Genomic DNA, 20,248 nt, shown 5'->3' on the forward strand with positions numbered 1-20,248 from the left:
CGTCGGACGCGGCCCCACGGTCCCGTTCGGATTGACTCACCGCTCTCCGGCAGCCTAGACCGCCGGACGGTTCAGGAGATCACCAGGTGAAGAGGCCGATGATGCCGGAGGCCGCGTTGGCCCCACCCTCGATGATCTTCTTGCCGACTGCCTTGGCGCCCTTGATGCTGGTCTTCACGGCCGGTGCGGCGACCTTGCCGAAGGCCTTGCCGAAGGGGCCTCCGACCCAGCCGACGGCGGCGCTGGTCGCCGCGTCGAGGAACGCCTTGCTGTTCCAGCCGTCGGAGAGGAGGAACCCGCCGGCGCTGAGCAGACCGGCGCCGAGGGAGAAGGCCCCGAAGACGGTGAACCCGATCTCCCCGAGGGGCGGCGGAAGGACGAGCGAAGCGACCGCGGCCATCGCCCAGACGGTGCTGTAGTGCCCCATCTCCGTGGCGAAGTTGCGGACGCCCTCCTTGCCGTCGCCGCCGCCCGTTCCACCGTTCCCACCGTTTCCGCCGGAGCCCCCGGGCGGGGTGGCGGACGCCGTGTCGTTGACCTTGTCGTTGGCCGGGTTGTTGGACGGGTTGACGTTCGCGGCCTCGGCGGCCCGGGCCGCCTGAGCCGCCGCGGCGGCGGCCGCCGCCTGCTCCTGGGCCCGCTTGTCCGCCGCGATGGTGCGTGCCTCCCGGGCGGCCGCGGAGGCCTCGGAGGCGCTCTTGCCGGCAGCCGTCGCCGAGGCCGCCGCGCTGGCGGCCGAGGCACGGGCGCCGGCCGCCGAGGCGGTGGCCTTGTCGGCGGAGGCGACCGCCTGGTTGAGCGAGTAGTTGGCCGCGCGGTTCGCCTTCTGCGCGGTCGCGGCGGCGGACTTGGCCTGCTGGGCGGAGGCGGCCGCGGCGTTCGCCGAGGCGTCCGCCGCCGTGGCCTTGGCCTTCGCGTCGTCCGCGTAGCCCTTGGCCTGCTGGGCCGATGCCTGGGCCTTGTCCGCCCACTCGTTGGCCTCCGCGGAGGCACTGCGGGCGTTGGCCGCGACCTGGTACGCCAGCTGGGCGTTCTCGGTGGCGGTGACCGCGTCCTTCGCCGCGTTGGCGATCAGCGCGAGGACCGAGGACACGTGGGTGTCGGTGTCCGAGTCGAGCACGGCCGCCTTGTACTGGACGGTGGTCACGAAGTCGTGCTGCATCCAGGCCGGCCCGGCGAGCGCGATCTCGGCCGCCGCCTTGAGGTTGGGACCGGCCTGGCTGCCCAGGAGGGTGAAGATCGCCACCCGGTCGTCCTCGGCCACGGCGCGCTGGTAGCCGGTGTGGACGAAGTCGGACATCGCCTTGGCGCTGCCGTTGCTCAGTGCGGCGGCGCCGTCCCGCTGGACCGCGGTCCCGGCTCCGTTGAGCATGGTGAAGATGGTGTACCGGAGGTCGTCGGCCTGGACGTCCAGCGCGCCACCGGAGAGGAACTTCGGGACGGCGGTCGGGTCCGTGCTCTCCAGTGTCCGCTGGGCGGCCCCCGCGAGCGTGGAGGTGCCGATGGTGGACATGTAGGCGACCTTGTCGCGGTCGTCCAGCCGGAGGCTGTCCTGGTACTCCTTCTTCGCCCAGGCGACCACGCCGTCGTCGTTGTCGGCGAGCGCCGCGCGGGCGGCGTCGCGGGTCCAGTAACCCGCGGTGTCCAGCAGGTTGACGGCGGCCTTGCGGCCGAAGCCCGCCGCGGTCTTCGTGTCGGTGCCGGAGGCGGCGGCCTTCTGCACCAGGTCCTTGGTGGCCGCGTCGAGCGCGGCGGCCGAGGTCTGGTCGCTGGTCAGCTTGGCCTGGTCCGCTGCCTCCGCCTTGGCGAGGGCGGCGGCCTCCTTGAGCCCCTGCTGCTTGTCGGCCTCCAGCTTGGCGTCCTCGGCCTCACGGGCCAGCTGCTCGGTGCTCTGGGCCTCGGTGACCGCGCTGTTCGCGGCGGTCGCGGCCTCGATCGCGGCGTTGGCGTGGGCGGTCGCCACGTTGGCCCAGTCCTGCGACTGGCCGGCCGCCGCGGCGGCCTGCTCGGCGGCTGCCGCCGCCTTGTCGGCGTGGTCGGCGGCGCTGTTGGCCTTCTTGTTCGCCTCGGCGGCGTGCGCGGCGGCCGCGGTGGCGAGGCTCTCGGCGCGGCCCGAGGCCGCGGTGGCCAGGTTCGCCGCGGAACGCGCCTTGCCGGCCGCCTCCCGGGCCCGGGCCGCCTGAGCGGTGGCGGCGCCGGCCGAGTTGCCGGCCTGGGCGCTCGCCTCGGCGGCGCTGGCGGCGTCGTTCGCGGCCCGGGCGGCGGCGGCACCGGAGCGCCCCGCGTCGGCGCTCGCGGTGGCCGCCGCGGAGGCGGCGCTGGCGGCGTCCCGGGCGCCCTTGGCGGCGTCGCGGGCGCCCCGGGCGGCGTCGCGGGCGGAGTCGGCCTCGTTCCGGTTGCCCGCGGCCGAGGCGGCGGCGCGGTAGGCCCTGGAGGCGGCCTGCTCGGCCGCGGCCGCGGCCGAGGCGGCCGACTGAGCGGCCGAGGCGGCCGTGCGCGCGGCGGCGACGGCGGCGTTCGAGGCGGAGATCGCCGTCTCCGCGGCGGCGGCCGCGCCTTCGGCGGCCTGCGCGGCCTTGTTGGCCGCCTCGCCCGCCTTGTTGACGTCGTCCTTGGCCTTGGAGGCCTCGTCCGCGGCGCTCAGCGCCGCCTTCTTGGCCGTGGCCGCGGCGTCCTCGGCACGGGCGCCGGCCTGCTTGGCGTTCTCGGTCTCGGTCTTGGCACGCTGGCCGGCCTCCTTGGCCGCCTGGGCGAGCTGGGTGATCGAGAGCGTCTCCTGGTCCCGGGTCCGGGCCAGGTACTGGCCGTTCTCCAGGAACGCGCGGACATCCTGGGCCGTCCCGGCGAGCGCCCGCTGGGCCTGCTTGGTGAACTCGGGCCCGGGGTTCTGGCCGAGCGCGGCGAAGACGGCGAACCGGTCGTCCTCCTCCTGCGCCTTGGCCTGGCCCGTGGTCAGGAAGTCTTCCAGCGCCTTCTGGGTGCCGTCGTTCAGCGCCTTGGCGGCGGCCGACTGGACACCCGCCTCGCTGTTGTTCAGCACGTAGAAGACGGCCGCCCGGCGGTCGTCGTTCATCGGGTTCTGCCAGCCCGACGTGACGAACGCGTGGACGTCGGCGTCGGTGCCGTTCAGCGCCTTGATGGCGGCGTCGCGGACGCCGACACCGGTGTCGCTGAGCATCTTCAGGACGGCGAAGCGCTCGTCCTCGGCGGAGACCCGGGCGAGGGTCTCACCGAGGAACTTGGTGAGGTCCGCGTCGGTGCCGAGCAGCGCCTTCGCGGCGGCGTCCTTGGTCGAGAGGCCGCCCAGCTCCCAGGCCTCGACGACCTTGCCACGGGTGTCCGCGGGCAGCGGTGCCGGCCCGGCCTCGGACGGCAGGGCGTGGGCGACGGTCGTGCCGGCCACGGTGGCGGCCAGAGTGAGTGCGATCAGAGCAGAGAGCTTCTTGCGGATCCGCCGCCCCTGCGGCGATCCTGTCCGATTTGTCGCGTAGGACATAACCCCTCACGTTTTCCCCCGGGCCCGTCAGGGCCCCTTCGTGGCGGGACAGTTGTCCCGGCACCGCGAGGAGCCTAGTTGTGCACGGACGAAATTCCGACCCTCTTTTTTGATTGTCCGAATGTGCACACACTGGCTTGATCGCTACGCTGGTTCGAATACGTATTGTTCATCGCAAAGCGGACGCCGGGGATTGACGTGGGATCATCTGGGTACGCCCCTCAGATGCGCTGTCAGGCCGGGGCCCCGCAGGCCCGGACCGATCAGTCCTCGATCTCCTCCGCCTCGCTCAGATCCTCCACCCGCACCGGCCGCAGCCCCTCGAACACCACCCCGACCCCGTACGGCTCGCAGAGCGGCAGACCTCCCTCGGCGAACCGCAGCAGCCATCCGTCGGTGTGGACGTCCACCTCCGGTGCGTCCAACGCCGCCTGTTCCTCCGTCACGCCCAACGCGGCGCAGACGAACCGCCGCGCCTCCGCCACCAGCCTGTCCTGACCACGCTGATCGGGGTCTTCCTCCTCATCGGGGTGGGCGGGCTCGCGGTTTTCGTCCGGGATCCGTTCGGCGTGGTGCTGTACATCGTGATCACCCTGGTGAGCGCGGCCGGCGTCTGCCGCAGCGTGCGCCTGGGCGTCCGGGCGGACGCGCAGGGCGTCCTGCATCGCGGCCTGGAGCGCAGCAAACCCGTGCCCTGGTGTCAGGTACGCATGGTCACGAAGGGAACGGCAGGCGGCGGGAGCCCGATCCCCACCGGCACGGCCACCCTTGTCCTGTACGACGGGGAGGACGTCGTCCTGACGGGCATGGTGACCTGCGCCTTCACCCGGCGCTCGGTCGTGCGCCTGGCCCGGCGCACCGCCCGCCTGCGCGCCCTGCACCGGAGCCACCACGCCACCTGCCCCACCTGCCGGAACCGCTGACGGCGCGTCCGGCAACCCGTGGCCCAGGAGTGACGCCACCAGGAACTGCCGCACTTCGCCTCGGCGGCCGCGGCCTCAGCTTCGGCGTTCCGCTCCTGCTCGGCCTCCTCCCGGGCCCGCAGGTCCGTGTCGGCCCGGCGGCGGGCGCCGCTGCTACGGCGTGAGGTGTTACGGCGCGAGGTGCTGCGCGAGGGCCAGGCGCGGCAGGGTGATGGCGTGGGCGGGGGTGGCGGACAGCGGCTGGTGGTCGGCGACGTCTTCACCGGGGAGGACTTCCTGGAGATCACCTTCAGGAAGGGACCGTGGAAACCGGACGTCGTGATCTCCCTCTCCGGCCTCCGCCATGTCTCGGTCGACAAGCCTCCGCAGATCGCCGGCAGCTTCATCGACGAGATCTCCTTGATCCACCTGCCGCAGCTCCCGCGCCCCTGGCCTGCGGACGCCTCCGGCGGGGCTCCTCCTGCAAGCGCAGCCCGGGCGCCGGTGGCCTGCGCTGCTACCGTCCCGGCATGACAAGATCCACACAGTTGGCCGTTCCGGCCGTCGTGTTGGCGTTCGTTTTGGCGTTCTCCGCCCTCTTCGTGCTCCGGTCCTGCGTGACCACCGCCCCGCCGCCGAGTCCGGTCGGACAATGGACGGCCGAGGGGACAGCCGGAGCCAGGTTGGCCCTGCTGGAGGGCGGCCGGCTCGGCCTGTCGGTGATACCGGCCTCCGCCTGTCGTGATTCCGTGGAATCCCCGGCGACGGACGACCTGTGGGAAGTGGCGGACGGTACCTGGGAAGCCACCTACGAAACGGATGCCGGGCACCTGGTGGTGATCGGGTTCGCGCAGCCCAAGAGGTGTCACCTCGCGCTGTCGAGCCGGGTCGCGAAGGACGGGAAGCACACCCTTTGGCTGGGCGGGTACGGCAACTCGTGGACGTTTGACAGGCCCTGAGTGGTACTCGGATCTTCCGGGCACCTGAAGGCCGCCTCGTCATGATCTTCAGCCAGTGATGGACAGGCTGTGCAGGTGGGCGGTGCCGAGCATCGCGTGGTGGGCAGCCCTGTCCGCACCCCGGCGGACCGCCGACGGCCCCCACGCTCCGCTGCCCCCTCCCAGGCCGGGCGCGCGACGTTCTTCCCGAATCCAGGCCGGCGCCACCCTCGCCCGGGTGGCCGCCGACGGATCGGTACTGTGGCCGGACACCCCGTTGAGAGGCGCCCTCCCCCATGGCCAAGAACGCCGCCGAACCACGTGCCGCAGCCCGCAAGCCCCTGCTGCGGCTGACCGGCGTCAGCCGCTCGTACGGCGAGCGGGAGGTGCTGCACCCCGTGAGCCTGTCGCTGGCCGCCGGGGAGTGCGTGGCGCTGCTCGGACACAACGGATCGGGCAAGTCGACCCTGCTCAGGGTCGCGGCCGGACGCGACGTACCCAGCAAGGGCACCGTGTTCTTCGACGGCATCCCGATGGACGAGAACGACCCCCGGGTCCGGGCCCGGGTGGCGGTGGTCGGCGACACCGTCGCCTGCTACCCCGACCTGACCGTCCGTGAGCACCTGCTTCTGGTCGCGGTCGCGCACGGGGTCGCCGATGCGCCCGGCTGGGTCTCCCAGGTGCTGGCCGACCGGATGCTCACCGAACGGGCCGACGCGCTGCCCTCGGCCCTCTCCTCCGGACAGATGCAGTCCCTGCTGCTGGCCTGCGCGCTGGTCCGCCCGCGCGATCTGCTGCTGCTGGACGAGCCCGAGCAGCGGCTCGACCCGGACGCCCGCCGACACCTCGCCGATCTGCTCAAGGCCGAACTGGCCGACGGCGTCGCGGTGTTGCTGGTAACCCACCATACCGACCTCGCCCTGGACGTGGCCGACCGGGTGGTGGTACTGGAGGACGGCAGGATCCTGAAGCAGGGCGCGACCCGCAAGGTACTGGCGGCGGATTTCGCGGCCCGCACCGCCGCGGACCCGGCGGGTGCCCGGTGACCACCGCTCACCCGGAAGCCGAGCCCGCCGTCGAGGCCTGGACGGACGACGACGACTGGACCGACGAGACACTCGCCCTGCTACGCGCTCTGCGTGCCCCCCACCGGCGCAACCGCGCCAAGTCGGTCGGCTTCGCCGTCTACTGCGTGGTACTCATCCTGATCATCTGGGGCGGCGTGCCCAGCCTCGGCCTGTTCCTGCAGGCATCCATGGGCGCCGACTACACCGGCCACGGCGGCGATCTGCTCGCCGCGATACCCGCCGGTATCACCGCGATCGGGCTGGTCACCTTCCTCCTGCTGGTCCGGGACGGCCTGTGGCGCGGCCCGGTGGTGCCGCCCCGGGCGGCGGCCGACTGGCTGCTGGTCCACCCCGTCCGGCCCCGCCCGGTGCTCCGGCCGTGGTTCTGGCTGTCCTGTGCCGTGGCCGCGTTCCCCGGTCTGGTGGCGGCGGCCGGCGGCATGGTCGCGCTCGGGCTGACCGTTCGGGTCGGCCTGCCGGCCGCGCTCGGCTGGTGCCTGCCCGGGGGGCTCTGCGTGCCGCTTCTGGCCACCTGCGCCGCGCTGGTGGTGGAGCGCAGCGACCGCGCCGCCCGCTGGGTGCGCCGGCTCACTCCGTATCTGACACTGTTGATCATCGCGCTGGCGGGGCAGAGCGCGCTGGCCGTCGCCGGTCACCCGGTGCACTGGCTGGAGCTGGTCGAAATGTGGTCGGGGCCGTGGGGCTGGGCCGCGATCGCCGCACTGGCGCCGACCCCGGCCGCCGTGGCGGGCAGCTGGGTGGCCGCCGCACTCCTGCTGGTGTCGACCGGTGCTGCCCTGGTGCTCGCCGACCGGGCCGCCGCGACGGTGCCACTGGCCCGGCTGCGGGAGCGGGCCAGGACGGCCGCCGGGGTGCTGGCCGCGCTCCGGACGGTCGAGCTGCGCAGCGCGCGGCTGGCGGTGAACGGCGCCAGCGGCAGCGCCCGGCAACGCCGGCTCCGGCTGCCGGCGCCCCGGCGGGCCTGGCTGGTGGTGCCGTGGCGAGACACCCTCGCCCTGCTCCGCTCCCCCGCCCGGCTGGGTCGCGCGGTGGTGCTGACGGTGCCCGCACTGCTCTGCGCCGTCCTCGCGCACGGCGCCACGGGCGGGCTGTCCTGGCTGGCCACCGCCGTCGCGCTGGTGTTCGGCTACCTGGCCGTCGCGCAGTTGCTGGAGCCGGCCCGGATCGAGACGGACGATGTCCGGCGGGCCTCCTGGTCGCCGTACCCGTTCGCCGCTCTGATGCTGCGTCATGCGATCGTTCCGACGCTGGCCGGGGTCCTGCTGGGGCTGGCCTGCACCGGGGCGCTGCTGGCAGCGGGCACGGGCCCGGCGGCCTGGCTCGCACCGGCCGCCGCGCCGGCACTGGTCGCGGCGGGGCTGGTGAACGCCTGCCGCGGGATACTGCGCAAGGACCTGATGTTCTCCCCGGCCCAGGGCGCGGGCGGCGGGACAGGCCCGCTGCTGTTCGCCGCCTGGTACGCGGCCGGGCCTGCCGTGGGCGTGGCGGCGCTGACGCCGATGTTCTCCTCGGCGCTGCGCGGCGGGGCGACCGTGCCGGTCGGCAAGGCCGCCCTGATGGCCCTGGTGGTTGCGGTCCTGCTGCTGCGCTGGGCGCGGGCCAGGGCAGCGAAGATGAGCAAGGCCCGCCCCGGGAAGAGCACTCCCTAGACCCGTACTCCGCGGGTCGTCGGTTCGGATGCTCCGGCGCACCGCCACCCAGGACCGGCCCGCACCGTGCGTGGCGGGGACGATGCCTGGCGCTTCAGAGTCTCCAGGGCCCGGCCCTGCGGGATGCGCACTTCGGCGCCGGACCGGGGCCCAGGGCCGGTTCGCCGCGGCAGCCGGGCGGCGCGGACCGCGTCAGCCCAGCCGTGGCCACCACCTGCGGGACGCCAGCGAGGCGACGACGCCGACTCCCGCAGCAGCTCGTCGAGTCCGCTGCGGGAGTTCGTCGCGAGGTCACGGGGAAGGCGATCCATTTGCGGGGCATGACTGCTCGGACCTCTCCGACGCCGGCCGCCCCAGAGCCTCATACCTGTCGGCAGAGCGCCGGCCCAGCCACCACAGACGGCGCTCGGCCCGGGGAACGATCACGCTGAGGCTCTCGCCCTCTTCGTCGACTCGGTGCTGGATGTCGAGCCTGCCCATCAGCCGCGGATCGTCCAGCAGCGCGCCCATGATGCCGAACGGCGGGGCGATGTGCTTGGCGAAGACGGCCAGCTCCTCGGCTGCCCGCTTCTCCTCCTCATCCGTCGGCTCGTGGTCCGGGTCGCTGTATCCGAGCTGGTCCAGTGCGTGCACCAGGTTGTTGGCGCGACCCTCGATGAGTTGCCACATGTAGGTGATCCCCACTGGCCCGGTCAGGGCGAGCGTGCGGTGGTAGCGGAGCATGCGCAGCCGGTTGTCGCCGAGTTCTCTCCGCACGGCACCCCGCTCCCGCGGTGTGACTTCGACGAGAAGCACGGCGATGCTCTCAAACGCGGTGGCGAGCGTCTCGGCTTCCTTGTAGACCGGTTCCCGCCTGTCGCGGATCTTCGCGTCCTGCTCGGCTTTGTCGTGTCGCCGATTCCCCCGCATGATGAAGTACGTTCCGGCGGATGCGACGCCGGCCGACAGCACCGACGCGATTCCGGTGATGAGTGCGGGGTCCATGCCCCTCCCCGTCATGTGGCACCTCTCCCCTGGGTGCGATGGCGCCGGATGCTAGCAGGATGTCGCGGGCGTAGGACGGCCATGAAGAGCGGGCGAGCGGGCAGGGTGTCGGCATGTCCGAGCGCCGTAACCGCCTGCGTGCCCTCTCACTGCGACTGCGGAAAACCTCACCACTTCTCATGCCACCCGGCGCTTCTCAACCGACCGCACAAACACCCAGGTCAACGCTGCGGATCCCTAACCGGCGACACCACCGGAACCAGCACCCATCCCCGCACACGAGACCAGCCCCAGTCCGGTCTTCAGCCTCTTCTTCTCGTCGCCCACCCAGACCGTCGGCGAACCGCCGCCCTGGGTGTCGGGGTCGATCCCGACAAACCGTAGCGTCATGACGATTTCCCATGTCGGGTCGGTTGCGTGTTCTTGCGCCACCGCCCCGTGCAGCTGACGTTCCGTCAAGGATGTGTGACAGCACTGGACTTCCCTGGGACACGCGAACCGGTCGGCGCTCCGCCGAGCCCGGCGCCGTCGGCCGGCGGAGCGGATCCTCTGCCCACGGCTGTCGCGCGGAAAGAGGTGCCGGCGCGCGTGAGAGGCTTTCCCGCACAGTCTGACCTGCTAGAACGGGCGATCCCATGAAGGGGGGCCGCAACTCTCGGTGCACCCCTCGGGGCAACCGCGCAGCCCCCCGTCCAGGCGCCGGTTCAGCCCCCTGTGGAAGCAACCGCCTCACGCCGCCGGCACGGCCTCGGGGTCGCCGTCCCGGGGCTCGCCCCAGGGCATGACCAGCGTGGCCTCACCGTCCGAGGCGACCAGGCCGTGCAGGGCGAGGTCGCCGAGCGCCCGAATCGCCTTGTCCGACACCGCGCCAGAGCGCAGCAGCCGCTGGAGCTGATCGGCCATGGCGGCCTGAGCGCAAGGGAGTTGGACACCGATCCGGTGACCCTGACGCCGTTCCGGGGGCGGGTACGCCGCAGGGCGGAGCCGGGAGCGCACCGGTGTACCTCCCTGGTCGGGGTCCGGACCGCTCCACAGGCTGACGCGTGGCGGCCGGACCGGTCCGTACCGTCGACCCGTGGGCGGCGGAGGGGTTCCGCGGGGGAAGTCCCGGACCTGGAGGGCACAGGCACGGCATGGGTATCGGACACAGGAAGTCGATGGCCCGGGCGGCGGGCATCACGGCGGTCGCGCTCGTGCTCACGGCGGGAACGGTCGGCGCGGCCGGGGCGGTCGGCGCCGCACCGGAGGGGGACGGCGCGAAGCGGCCGGGCGCCAACCGGCTGGAGGGCGTCTGGCGGGCGGACGGGTACGGCACGATCGTCGAGATCCACGGGACCGCCCTCACCACCTACGACGTCACCAGGAACAGTTGCACCCCCGGCGTGACCTCCGCCGAACAGTTCGGCGCGCCCCTGCCCGGCGGCGCCGTCCGCTACGGCACCCCCGGGGAGCCCTTCGCCCAGCTGACCGTCACCCCGCACGGACGCCACCGGGCCGTGTACGCCAAGGACCCGGGCACCGGCACCCGTACGCTGGAACGGCTGCCCGGCGGGCTGCCGGCGCGGTGCGCGCTGCCGGTCCCGGACGATCCCGTCGCGGTGTTCGACAGGTTCTGGGACAGCTTCGAGGAGAACTACCCCTTCTTCGCCGTCAAGGGCGTCGACTGGCACGCCGAGCGGGCGGCGTACCGGCCGACGGTCACCGCGGAGAACCTGGTGGACACGATCATCGCCATGGTCAAACCGCTCCAGGACTCGCACGTCGCCCTGCTCCGTGCGAATCCCGGCGGCGGGTACACCACCTTCTTCAGGGAGATGCGGGACGGCACCGTGGCGCCGACCGCGCAGCTGCTGACCACCGTCCTGCCGCCGATCAGCGCCCAGCTGGCCGTCCCCGAGCAGCCGTTCGGGAACGGCCTCCTCGGTGTCGGCGAACTCCCGGACGGCCTCGGCTACCTGCGGGTGAGCGCGTTCGGCGACTACGTCGACCAGGGCGGCCAGCAGGACCAGGAGGCCGAACTCGACAAGGCCGTCGGCGCCCTGCTCGACCGGCCCCGCGCCACGCCCCTGCGCGGGGTGGTGATCGACGCCCGGGTGAACGCCGGCGGCTCGGACGCGCTGGCCGTCCGGCTCGCCTCCCGGTTCACCGACCGGCCGTACCTGGCCTACCGGAAGGTGGCTCGCAACGACCCGGCCGACCCGGCCGCCTTCACCCGGCCCCAGTCGGTCACCGTCCGCCCCGCCCCCGGGGCGACCCGCTTCACCGGGCCCGTGGCCCTGCTCACCTCGGGCTCCACGGTGAGTGCGGGCGAGACCTTCACCCAGGCGATGATGGGCCGCAGCCCGCACATCACCCGGATCGGCGAGAACACCCAGGGAGTCTTCTCGGACGCCCTGGCCCGACGGCTCTCCTCGGACCTCGTGCTGCTCCTGCCGAACGAGGAGTTCCTCACCCCGGCCGGCACCACCTTCGACGGACCGGGCATCCCGCCGGACGTCCGGACCCCGGTCTTCACGAAGGAGGAGCTGGCCGGGCTGAAGGACTCCGCCCTGACCGAGGCCCGGCGGCTGCTCACCGCCGGAGCCGGCCACCAATGACCCGTCACATCGGATCCACCGCCCTCAGGGCCTGGCCGGTGGCCGGGTAGAGGTGGGGGCCGGCCGCATCCGCCAGCGGAGCGGGCGGCGGCGCGCTCAACGCAACCATCGACCACACCGGAAGGAGAAGTTCTTCCATCGTGCTGACTTGAAGCCCGCACCGTCCGGCAGGCCCGTCTTTCACGCTACGGTGCGGCGGGATGTCGTGATCGTGATTCTCGTGAGAGGGATGCCTCCGTGACTGGCCGCTTGAAGGTGCCTCGTGTGCTGGTGGTCAACGCCGCCCTTGCCGGTGTGGTCTGGCTGGTCTGGGCCCTGGTCTGGGGCACGGAGTACTTCACCGTGCTCGCGGAGAACTGGCGAGTGGCGTTGACGATGGTCTTCGGCTCCCTCGTGGGCGGCGGGACGAGTGAGGGCGGGGGTGCCATCGCCTTCCCCGTCCTGACCAAGGTCCTGGTCGTTCCCCCGGACCGGGCCAGGATATTCACCTTCGCCATCCAGTCGATCGGTATGTCGGCCGCTTCGCTGTCGATCCTGTTGAACCGGATTCCGATCGAGCGGAAAGTGGTGCTCTACGGTTCTGCTTCCGGGGTGGTCGGTGTCGCGCTGAGCGCGACGCTGCTCGCTCCGCACGTACCACTCCCCGTCGTACGGGCGCTGTTCACCATGCTGCTGGTGGCCCTCGCTCTTGCCCTGGTCGTCCAGCTCGGTCAGCGCGGATACCGCCGCAACGCGAAGATCCCCGCCTGGAGCCAACGTGAGAAGGGCCTTGTCCTGGCGGCGGGCTTCGCGGGCGGGATTGTCAGCGGCGTGGCGGGAGTCGGGGAGAACTGCGTCATGTTCCTCCTGCTGGTCCTGCTCTTCAGGGTGTCCGAGAAGGTCGCCACCCCGACGACCGTGGTCATGATGACGATCGTTTCCGTCGCGGCGTTCCTCACCCACGTGATCCTGCTCGATGACTTCACAGGCCCCGTCGTCGGGTACTGGACGGCGGCGGCGCCGGTGGTCGCCGTCGGCGCTCCGCTGGGGGCATGGATATGCACCAAGCTCGCGCCTTTCACGATCAGGGCCGTACTCTTCGTCCTGATCGGAGCCGAACTCATCAGCACCGTGCTGCTCGTGCCGTTCACACCGTTCATGGTCGCGGCCAGTGTCGCCACCCTCACGATGTTCACCGTCCTGTGCGTGGCCCTCGTCCGCAACGAGCGCTACGCGATCCTCTCCCCGGAACTCCGCCATGAGGGGTCTCCCGCCCGGGTTTGACCAGCCCGACAGCCGAAGGCTTCGCCGTCCTGACGGAAGACGGAGACCTCGAAGGCCCGGCCGCCGGGAGCCGCCTGGACGACAGCCTGAGCTGCCGCACCGGGCCACCCCTCGCGACCAACCACGCACATGAGGAGTGGCCGCCATGACGGCCGACCGAATTCACTGCCCGGCCCGCGGCAGCGCTGACACCACCCGGCTCCCGGCTCCTGGCTCCCGGCGCGTCGGCCGTGCGGGAACTGTGCGACCCGGACGGGCGGCGGAACGGCGGAGCGCCGGTTCCGCCAGGGAACCGGCGCCCCGTCAGGGGGTATGTCGGGCTCAGTCCTTGGCCGCGCCGTGGTCCTCGGACTGCTGCCGTGCGCGGCTGAACTCGCCGGCGCCGACCCGGGCGGCGAGGGTGTCGTCGGGGCCGGACAGCAGGGAGCCGTAGCCGGTGGCGGCCCACAGGCTGCGTTCGGCGGGCACCTCGAAGTAGGGGACGGTGCGGCCCTGGTCCCGGACCGCCAGCACCTGCGGCGAGCGGCGGGCGCGCAGGGCCTGGCCGCAGTCCTCGCAGACCGCGACGTCGGCCCGCTCCCGGCGGCCGAGCGGGCGCCAGGTGGTGCGGCGGACGGCGGTGCCGTGCCGGGGGTCGAAGAAGCACAGCGGGAGTCCGGGAGCCGGTGCCAGGGCGGAGCGTCCCTCGGCGGTCAGGGCCAGCACTCCGACCAGGTCGGGGAGGCCCCGGGCGGCGTCCAGTACCCGGCCGGCCGCGTCGTAGGCGTCCAGGGCTCGGCTCAGACCCGGGGTGGCGGCGCCGCCGCCGTGCTCCACGGCCTCGCCGAGGGCGAGCATCTCGGCGGTGGCCTGGCGGCGCAGCCCGGCCTCGTCGGCGGCCTGCTCGGCGGCGAAGACGGCGTCGGGGAAGGTGAAGGCGGTGTGCCGGGGCGAGCGGCGGCGGCGCACCAGGAAGGCGGCGCCGACGGCGGCGAGGACCAGCACCGCGGCGACCACGAGCAGGGTCCCGGGGCCGCGGCCGGAGGAGGAGCCGGAGGCGTTCTCCTTGACCTCGGGCCGGGCCGAGTGCTCCTTGTCGATCCTGGCGGTCTCGGCCTTGTAGACCTCGGTGCCGTTGCCGGCCTTGATCAGTTCCACGGCCTTGGCGACCCGGGCTGCCAGTCCGGCGTCGTTGAGTTCCCTGAGGAAGCCGACGGCGGAGGCGGCGTCGCGGGTCTGATGGGCGTCGGTGGGCCACTCGGTGCCGTTGAGCCACTTCCCGTACTCGTCGGTGCTGATCAGGATCAGCTGCTGCTGGCCGAGCCGCTCCTTGATCACTGCGGCGAGGGTGCGGGAGCTGCCGTCGAAGGCGTCGCCCTTCTTCAGCGGCACCAGCACCACCTTGATCGGCATGCCGGTCGCGGCGATCTGGTCGACCAGGGCCTGTTGCTGGGCGGGGTTGACGGCGGCCGCGTAGGACGGGTCGACGTAGACGGGGCTGGTGGCCAGCGCCTCGGCGATCGTCGTGGCGGTCGGCCCGGTCCCCGCAGTCTCCGCCCGGGCGGGGGTGCCGGTGCCGAGCAGCGCCGTGCAGGCCAGCAGCAGGGCGGCGAGCAGTCCGGCGGCGAGGCCGCGGGAGGCGCCGGTCGGGCGGTCACTGGTCAGTCGGTCACTGGACACTGGCGGACTCCCTGGCCCTGAGGATGAGTGCTTCGAGCCCTTCACGGGCGGCCGGCAGGACCTGCCCGGTCTCGTCCCAGGCGGTCCGGGTGCGGCCGTCCGCCCCGGGCAGGCGCAGCAGCCGTTCGGTGGCCTCCCGTTCGCGGGCGGCCGGGTCGGCGGTGCTGTGGTTGGCGCCGCTGCTGCGGAAGGCGTCCCGGCAGGCGGGGCACAGCTGCGCGGACCTGGGGCCGATGCCGAGGTCGGCGAGCCACCCCGGGACCTTGCCGCCGGTGGCCTCGCCGTGCAGCGGGTTGAGCCGGCAGAGGGTGGGGTGGAGGTGTCCCCGGAGGGCGGCGAGTCCGGCCTGGGCGAGTACCGCGACGGTGGCCAGGTTGCCCGCCTCGGTGGCCTCGTCCGGGTGCTCGTCGCCGGTGTCGGCCAGCAGTTCGGCGGCGTCCAGGCAGTCCCAGGCGCGGGTGCGGCCGGGCGCGGCCTGGTCGGCGGCGGCCAGCCGCCCGGTGAGTTCGCGGACGTCGGCGGCGGCCCAGGCGCGCAGTTGCCGGACGGACGGCAGCGCGGTGGCGTGCCGGGGTCCGGCGTGCTGCTGCGGCGAGGGGTCGGCCGCGGGGGTGCGGCGGGAGTGCAGCACGGCCCGCGCGATGGCGATCACCAGCCAGGCGACCAGCAGCAGCGCGCCCAGCAGCATCGTGCCGAGCACGATCCCGGGCCCGAAGTCGCTGCTGAACAGGCCGGGCAGCCGGTTGTCGCGCAGCGGGGGCAGTTCGGCGTCGCGGGTCGTGGGTCCGTCGTCCCTCCCCGGCTGGGCGGCGGCGACGGCGTCCAGGGTCTGGTTGAGGCGCGGCACCACCTGCAGGTCGCCGTTGTTGCGGTACTCCGGGTAGAGGACGGTGGACGGCAGGCGCAGGAAGCGGCGCGCGGCGTCCTGGTCGGTGCCGAAGGTGTCCAGGTCGATCCGGCCGGACACCGGGTCGATCAGCACGTAGACGCCGTTCTGGCCGGTGCGCTGGTGGACCCGGGCGAGCAGGATGCTGCTGCTGCCGCCGCTCTCGTCGTCGCTGTCGGTCGGCGTGACCAGCACGTGCACCGGGCCCTTGGGCGCGAGTTCGGCGATCCGCTGCCGGATCGCGGGCAGGTCGGCGGCGGTCAGCACGTCCGCGGTGGACGGGTCCTGGTAGATCGGTCCGGCGGCGAGCCCGGTGGCGACCTCCTCCACCCGGGCGTCCAGGTCGCCCTGGGTGACGTTGAGGTACGGGCTGTCTACGGTCTGCGGGAAGACGGTGGGCGCGGCCAGCACCACCGCGACCGCGGCGGCCACCGCCGCCACCACCGTCACCGGCAGCACGCCGCGTCGGCGGGCGGCGGGCCAGGTGGTGCGGGCCGGGGCCTTCGGCTTCGCCGCGGCCTTGCCCGCGCCTTTGTCCAGGGTGACGGCCGGGGTGACGGCCGGGGTCTTGGTCAGGACGACGGCCGGGGCCTTCGAGCCGGCGGCCTTCTTCTTCCCGGCCGGCCGCGGCCGGTCGGAGCGGCGGCGGGAGAGCCGGATGCCGAGGGCCAGCACCAGGCCGGGGGTCACCACCACGGCCAGGCCGAGCAGCAGGTTCTGGTTCTGCCGGTCGGTGGAGCTGATGTAGAGGTCGGGCTTGCCGTCCTTGTGGTAGCGGTCGTACATCTCGTCGGCCTTGGCGGCGGCCCGGTCGCGGCCGGAGGCGATCGCGTCGGCGAAGGACTCGAACGCGGCGAGCGGGCCGGCCCCGTACGGGGTGCCGTACAGGGCGATGCGGCGGGCCTCCTCGACCGGGACGTCGACGCCGAACGCGGAGGCGGTGATGCTGCCGTGGTCGCCGATCAGCACGTACAGGCCGTTCTCGCCGAGCCGGTCGCGCACCAGGGCGAGCAGCGCGGCGTCGCCCGCGGGCAGCGCCAGCACGTAGGTGGGCACGCCGGTGCGCTCGGCGAGGGCGGCGATGTCCGGGGCGAGCGAGCGCGGCAGTTCGCGGGGACGGTCGGCCGAGACGTAGACCGGGTTCTTGCGCAGTTCCTCGGCCAGGCGCTCGGACTGGGTCGCGCCATGGGCGAGTTGACCGGCCGGCGCGGCGGTGGCGGACGCCGTGGACGTTGCCGTGGCGTTCGGCGCGGTGCTCGGGCCGGCCGCAACGGCCGTTCCGGCGCTGCCGAGCAGCACGAGGGCCGCGAGCGCCGTACCCGCCAGGGCCCCGAACGTCCCGGTCCGTCTCTGTATCCCTGACAGCGTCCGCATCGGTGCCCTTCCGGTGGTTCGGCCGGTTACTTTACCCGCGCCTGGTCCCGAGCTTCGCCTCGGTGGCGGCCTGCTCGCGCTCGGCGGCTTCCGGGGCCCGTTGGTCGGCGCCGGCCCGACGGCAGGCGGCGCACCAGCCGGCGGTGGGCCGGCATCGCCTTCTCCCCTCGGGTCACGCTCCGCCGAGGCGGATGGCTTTGACCAGCAGCAGGATCGCGGCGAGGACGAGGTAGCCGCGCAGGGCGAGCATGCCGAGCCGTAGTGCCGGTGACCATTGGACGGGCTTGAGCAGGGCCAGTGGGGGCATCCGCCAGGCAAGCTTCTCGGCCGCCGGCATCGCGGGTGCCGGAGCCCGGGCCGGGGCGCCGGAGCGCCGACGGGCGATCCGCAGGCCGGCGGCCGCCGCGATGAGCGCGACGACCAGGGCTGCGGCGAGCCAGGTGGTCAGGGTCTTGACGTCGATGTGGGGGAAGAGCGTGGCGGTCATCAGGGTGGCGGAGAGCAGGAGCAGGACGGCGATGATGAGGGCGGCGAGGAGGTTGAGCCAGCGGGGGTTGACCCAGGGACCGAGGACTTCGGGGTCGTTGCAGAGCAGGAGGAGGAAGACGCTGGCGGAGGGCAGGAGGAGTCCGGCGAGGGCCTGGACGGCTTCGGTGATGACTCCCAGCGGGGCGCCGGGGATGAGGACGACGGCGGCGGCGAGCAGCACCATCAGGCTGTAGGAGGCGTAGAACGTCTTCGCCTCGCCGAAGCCGCGGTGGAGCGAGTGCCTCAGGTTGAAGACGTCGCCGAAGGCGTAGCTGGTGGCGAGGGTGACGGCGGCGGCGCCGATGATGCTGGCGTCCATGAGGACGACGGCGAACATGACGCCGAGTGCGCGGCTGTGCTGTTCGAGGGCGTGGGCGACGCCGGCGGCGTCGGTGAAGTTGCCTGCGAAGCTTGTGCCGCGGGCGGCGTAGTCGGCGATCATGACGAGGGCGGCCGCTCCGACGACTACCACGACCGATCCGATGACGGTGTCCGCGCGTTCGTAGCCGATGAAGCGCGGGGTGATGCGCTTGTCGATGACGTTGGACTGCTGGAAGAAGAGCTGCCAGGGGGCCACGGTGGTGCCGACGATCGCGATGACCAGCAGGACCGCGTCACCCGTGATGCCGCCCTGGATTCCGGGGACGACGAAGTGGTGGGCGGCCTGGCCCCACTTCGGCCCGGAAAGCAGGGTGAGCGGGACGAGCAGCAGGCTGACGGCGATGAGGGCGAACATGGCGCGTTCCCAGCGGCGGAAGGAACCGCTCGCGGTGACGGCGATCAGCAGGAGGGCGGAGAGCGGCACCACCCAGTATGTGGAGGCACCGAGGTACTCGGCGGCCAGCGAGATGCCGATGAACTCGGTGACGATGGTGAGGAAGTTGAGGACGAACAGGTCGCCGACGCTGAACCAGCCCCAGAACCTGCCGAAGCGTTCGTTGATCAGGCGGGCGTGGCCGACGCCGGTGACGGCGCCGAGGCGTACCACCATCTCCTGGTTGACGACCAGGACCGGGACGAGCAGCAGCAGGACCCAGAGCAGGGAGTAGCCGTAGTTCTGGCCGGCCTGGGCGTAGGTGGCGACACCGCCGGCGTCGTTGTCGCCGACCATGACGATGATGCCGGGCCCGAGAACGGCCAGCAGGGTGAGTGTGCGGGTCTTGAGGCTCGGGCGTTCTTCGGTGTGGTCTCGGGGGATCCGGCCGAACGCGCCTTCGATGTCGCCGAGGTGGGCTTCGTCCAGGACCGCGCTGGGCCGTGGTGCATCCGGCTTTCTGGGTACCGGCCTCGCGGGTGCGGGCTTCCCGGGTGCGGGTGCGGAATCGGGTGCTGCCGGTGCCGGTGGCCGTCTGGCCGGTCGGGGCGCGGGAGGGGTGGGTTCTCTCGGCGCGGTGGGGTGCGCGTCCTCGTGCTTCGGCGGGGGTTGGGCGGGGCCCTTCGCGGGGCTCTTCGCGGGGGCGTGTGCGGGGCGGTCGGCACGGTCGTTGTGGTCCGGGGGGTTCTGGGGGTTCTGGGGTGCCGTCATCCGTCGAGGTCCGTGGTGTTCATGGCCTCGCTCGGCGCGTCGTCGCTTCGGCGGGCGGGGTGCGGGGCGGGCTCGCGCCGGCGCCAGTCCTCGGGGATGACGGTTTCCAGGATGTCGTCGACGGTGATGACGCCGAGGATCTGGTCCCGGTGGTCGACGACCGGCACCGTGAGGAGGTTGTAGTCGGTCATCAGCAGGGCGACATCCTCGACGTCGGTGTCCGGGAGCACCCTGACCGGTTCGGTGGTCATGACCTCTTCCAGGCGGGTGTCCGGGTCGGCTTGCACCAGGGCGACCAGGGGCGCGGTGCCGATCAGCCGGTTTCCGTCCCGGACGACGTGGACGCTGGTCAGGGCCTCGGGCTGCAGGTTGCGGGCCGCCCGGACAAGGCCGAGCACCTCGGTGACAGTGGCGTCCGGGCGCGCACTGAGGATGTCGAGGGCCATCAGACCGCCGGCGCTGGACGGGTTGAAGCCCATCAGGGTCAGGACCTTCGCGCGCTGGCCGGCCGGCAGGGCGTCGAGTACCGGCTGTCGGCGTCTCTGCGGAAGGTCGTTGATCGCGTCGGCGGCGTCGTCGGCGCGCATCCGGCCCAGCACCTCGGCGATCTCGCGGTCGCTCTTCTCCGCGAGCAGGCGCGTCTGCGAGTCGGGCTCCAACTCCTCGAAGACGTCCGCCTCCAGCTCGGGATCGGCGTGGACGGTCTGCAGGATCTCGTGGGATTCGGTGCGGTTGGCGTCCTCCAGCAGGTCCGCCAGGTCGGCCGGCTTGAGCCGGGCCAAACGCCCGAACGGGCCGCGCACGCGTGCCGACTGAGCGTGGCCGATAAGTGGTTCAAAGGACATCCAGTCCCGCCACCGCGGCCGGCTCCCACCGGCGAGGAACCCGAACGGGCGGGCGCGGCGCGGGTGGGTGTCCAGGCGGTCGACGACCCAGCCGTCCGGCCGCCGGCGCAACTCCAGGTCATGTGCCCGGACGAGTTCGGCCTCGGCGACGTCGATCACCCGGTGCCCGAGGACGTCGGCGCGCAGCAGAACCTCCCCTTCACGCCGTTCGAACGGACGAAGGTCCACAACCTCGCTGGTGAGCCGGATCTGCTCGCCGCCGAAGGCCGCGACCTGCTCGACGGGCAGGAAAACCTCGCGCCGGCCGACCCGCACGACCAGCCCGGCGACCAGGGGGTGATCGCGCCCGCGCAGGCGGACGATCACATCGGACAGGCGGCCCACGGCCGCGCCGCCACGCCCCACCAGCGGGCGGCGCAGCAGTTGGGAGAGAGACACGACGGGGTCCACGCCACGACGCTAACCAGGCGTCGGCGATGGCCCGTGGGACGCACCGGGTGGGGCCGGCACCCGG

16 protein-coding genes are annotated in these 20,248 nt (G+C 73.0%); 7 read left to right on the forward strand and 9 right to left on the reverse strand.

The features are described 5' to 3' along the window. Positions 1-79: 79 nt before the first annotated feature. Together ACIP82_RS09340 and ACIP82_RS09345 are read right to left on the reverse strand one after the other, a co-directional pair. Entirely contained in the window at positions 80-3,496 is a 3,417-nt protein-coding gene (locus ACIP82_RS09340) for an ALF repeat-containing protein (protein ID WP_363609762.1), read from the reverse strand. A gap of 263 nt (positions 3,497-3,759) precedes the next feature. Beyond that, positions 3,760-3,981, reverse strand: coding sequence for a hypothetical protein (locus ACIP82_RS09345; RefSeq protein ID WP_400652423.1), 222 nt, complete (start codon positions 3,979-3,981; stop codon positions 3,760-3,762). 84 nt (positions 3,982-4,065) lie between these two features. On the opposite strand from ACIP82_RS09345, the gene ACIP82_RS09350 reads away from it, so the two are divergent. From ACIP82_RS09350 to ACIP82_RS09370, 5 genes are all read left to right on the forward strand, one after another. Then, positions 4,066-4,419, forward strand: a complete 354-nt coding sequence (locus tag ACIP82_RS09350; RefSeq protein ID WP_400652425.1) for a hypothetical protein — start codon at positions 4,066-4,068, stop codon at positions 4,417-4,419. A 165-nt stretch (positions 4,420-4,584) separates the two neighbouring features. Further along, positions 4,585-4,932, forward strand: a complete 348-nt coding sequence (locus ACIP82_RS09355; protein ID WP_400652428.1) for a hypothetical protein — start codon at positions 4,585-4,587, stop codon at positions 4,930-4,932. Between the two features lie 149 nt (positions 4,933-5,081). Beyond that, on the forward strand, positions 5,082-5,357 hold the full coding sequence (locus ACIP82_RS09360; RefSeq protein WP_363609754.1) for a hypothetical protein: 276 nt from the start codon (positions 5,082-5,084) through the stop codon (positions 5,355-5,357). A 275-nt stretch (positions 5,358-5,632) separates the two neighbouring features. Beyond that, complete coding sequence (locus ACIP82_RS09365; RefSeq protein ID WP_400652431.1) at positions 5,633-6,382, forward strand: ABC transporter ATP-binding protein; 750 nt, start codon at positions 5,633-5,635, stop codon at positions 6,380-6,382. Next, a complete protein-coding gene (locus tag ACIP82_RS09370; RefSeq protein WP_400652434.1) occupies positions 6,379-8,073 on the forward strand; it encodes a hypothetical protein in 1,695 nt (564 codons plus the stop codon). The genes ACIP82_RS09365 and ACIP82_RS09370 overlap by 4 nt, the downstream gene beginning before the upstream one ends. A gap of 291 nt (positions 8,074-8,364) precedes the next feature. On the opposite strand, the gene ACIP82_RS09375 is transcribed toward ACIP82_RS09370, so the two are convergent. From ACIP82_RS09375 to ACIP82_RS09385, 3 genes are all read right to left on the reverse strand, one after another. Beyond that, the gene (locus ACIP82_RS09375) at positions 8,365-9,057 is read right to left on the reverse strand and encodes a hypothetical protein (RefSeq protein WP_400652437.1); all 693 of its coding nucleotides are present in this window, start codon (positions 9,055-9,057) and stop codon (positions 8,365-8,367) included. Between the two features lie 237 nt (positions 9,058-9,294). Further along, positions 9,295-9,447 (reverse strand): hypothetical protein, encoded by a 153-nt coding sequence (locus tag ACIP82_RS09380; RefSeq protein ID WP_400652440.1) that lies wholly within the window; start codon positions 9,445-9,447, stop codon positions 9,295-9,297. Between the two features lie 339 nt (positions 9,448-9,786). Further along, positions 9,787-9,960, reverse strand: coding sequence for a hypothetical protein (locus ACIP82_RS09385; protein WP_363609746.1), 174 nt, complete (start codon positions 9,958-9,960; stop codon positions 9,787-9,789). Positions 9,961-10,190: 230 nt separating this feature from the next. On the opposite strand from ACIP82_RS09385, the gene ACIP82_RS09390 reads away from it, so the two are divergent. Then, entirely contained in the window at positions 10,191-11,654 is a 1,464-nt protein-coding gene (locus tag ACIP82_RS09390; RefSeq protein WP_400652442.1) for a S41 family peptidase, read from the forward strand. A gap of 255 nt (positions 11,655-11,909) precedes the next feature. Beyond that, positions 11,910-12,917, forward strand: a complete 1,008-nt coding sequence (locus ACIP82_RS09395; RefSeq protein WP_363609803.1) for a sulfite exporter TauE/SafE family protein — start codon at positions 11,910-11,912, stop codon at positions 12,915-12,917. A gap of 321 nt (positions 12,918-13,238) precedes the next feature. On the opposite strand, the gene ACIP82_RS09400 is transcribed toward ACIP82_RS09395, so the two are convergent. The 4 genes from ACIP82_RS09400 to ACIP82_RS09415 all read right to left on the reverse strand — a co-directional run bounded on the left by ACIP82_RS09400 (position 13,239) and on the right by ACIP82_RS09415 (position 20,184). Next, positions 13,239-14,576 (reverse strand): hypothetical protein, encoded by a 1,338-nt coding sequence (locus ACIP82_RS09400; RefSeq protein ID WP_363609742.1) that lies wholly within the window; start codon positions 14,574-14,576, stop codon positions 13,239-13,241. Next, positions 14,566-16,836 (reverse strand): hypothetical protein, encoded by a 2,271-nt coding sequence (locus ACIP82_RS09405; RefSeq protein ID WP_400652443.1) that lies wholly within the window; start codon positions 16,834-16,836, stop codon positions 14,566-14,568. Before ACIP82_RS09405 ends, ACIP82_RS09400 begins: the two co-directional genes overlap by 11 nt. A gap of 172 nt (positions 16,837-17,008) precedes the next feature. Further along, positions 17,009-18,475 carry an NRAMP family divalent metal transporter gene (locus ACIP82_RS09410; RefSeq protein WP_400652446.1) on the reverse strand — a complete coding sequence of 489 codons (1,467 nt, stop codon included), beginning with the start codon at positions 18,473-18,475 and terminating at the stop codon, positions 17,009-17,011. 410 nt (positions 18,476-18,885) lie between these two features. Next, on the reverse strand, positions 18,886-20,184 hold the full coding sequence (locus ACIP82_RS09415; RefSeq protein WP_400652448.1) for a magnesium transporter MgtE N-terminal domain-containing protein: 1,299 nt from the start codon (positions 20,182-20,184) through the stop codon (positions 18,886-18,888). Between the last annotated feature and the right edge of the window lie 64 nt (positions 20,185-20,248).

The sequence above is a fragment of the Kitasatospora sp. NPDC088548 genome (assembly GCF_044753005.1).
GTDB lineage: Bacteria > Actinomycetota > Actinomycetes > Streptomycetales > Streptomycetaceae > Kitasatospora.

What these genes read in the sequence shown, in the direction of transcription:
- ACIP82_RS09385 (WP_363609746.1), bottom strand. Translation starts at nt 9,960, where the DNA reads ATGGCCGATCAGCTCCAGCGGCTGCTGCGCTCTGGCGCGGTGTCGGAC.
- ACIP82_RS09390 (WP_400652442.1), top strand. Translation starts at nt 10,191, where the DNA reads ATGGGTATCGGACACAGGAAGTCGATGGCCCGGGCGGCGGGCATCACG.
- ACIP82_RS09405 (WP_400652443.1), bottom strand. Translation starts at nt 16,836, where the DNA reads ATGCGGACGCTGTCAGGGATACAGAGACGGACCGGGACGTTCGGGGCC.
- ACIP82_RS09340 (WP_363609762.1), bottom strand. Translation starts at nt 3,496, where the DNA reads ATGTCCTACGCGACAAATCGGACAGGATCGCCGCAGGGGCGGCGGATC.
- ACIP82_RS09380 (WP_400652440.1), bottom strand. Translation starts at nt 9,447, where the DNA reads ATGACGCTACGGTTTGTCGGGATCGACCCCGACACCCAGGGCGGCGGT.
- ACIP82_RS09365 (WP_400652431.1), top strand. Translation starts at nt 5,633, where the DNA reads ATGGCCAAGAACGCCGCCGAACCACGTGCCGCAGCCCGCAAGCCCCTG.
- ACIP82_RS09410 (WP_400652446.1), bottom strand. Translation starts at nt 18,475, where the DNA reads ATGGTCGGCGACAACGACGCCGGCGGTGTCGCCACCTACGCCCAGGCC.
- ACIP82_RS09375 (WP_400652437.1), bottom strand. Translation starts at nt 9,057, where the DNA reads ATGGACCCCGCACTCATCACCGGAATCGCGTCGGTGCTGTCGGCCGGC.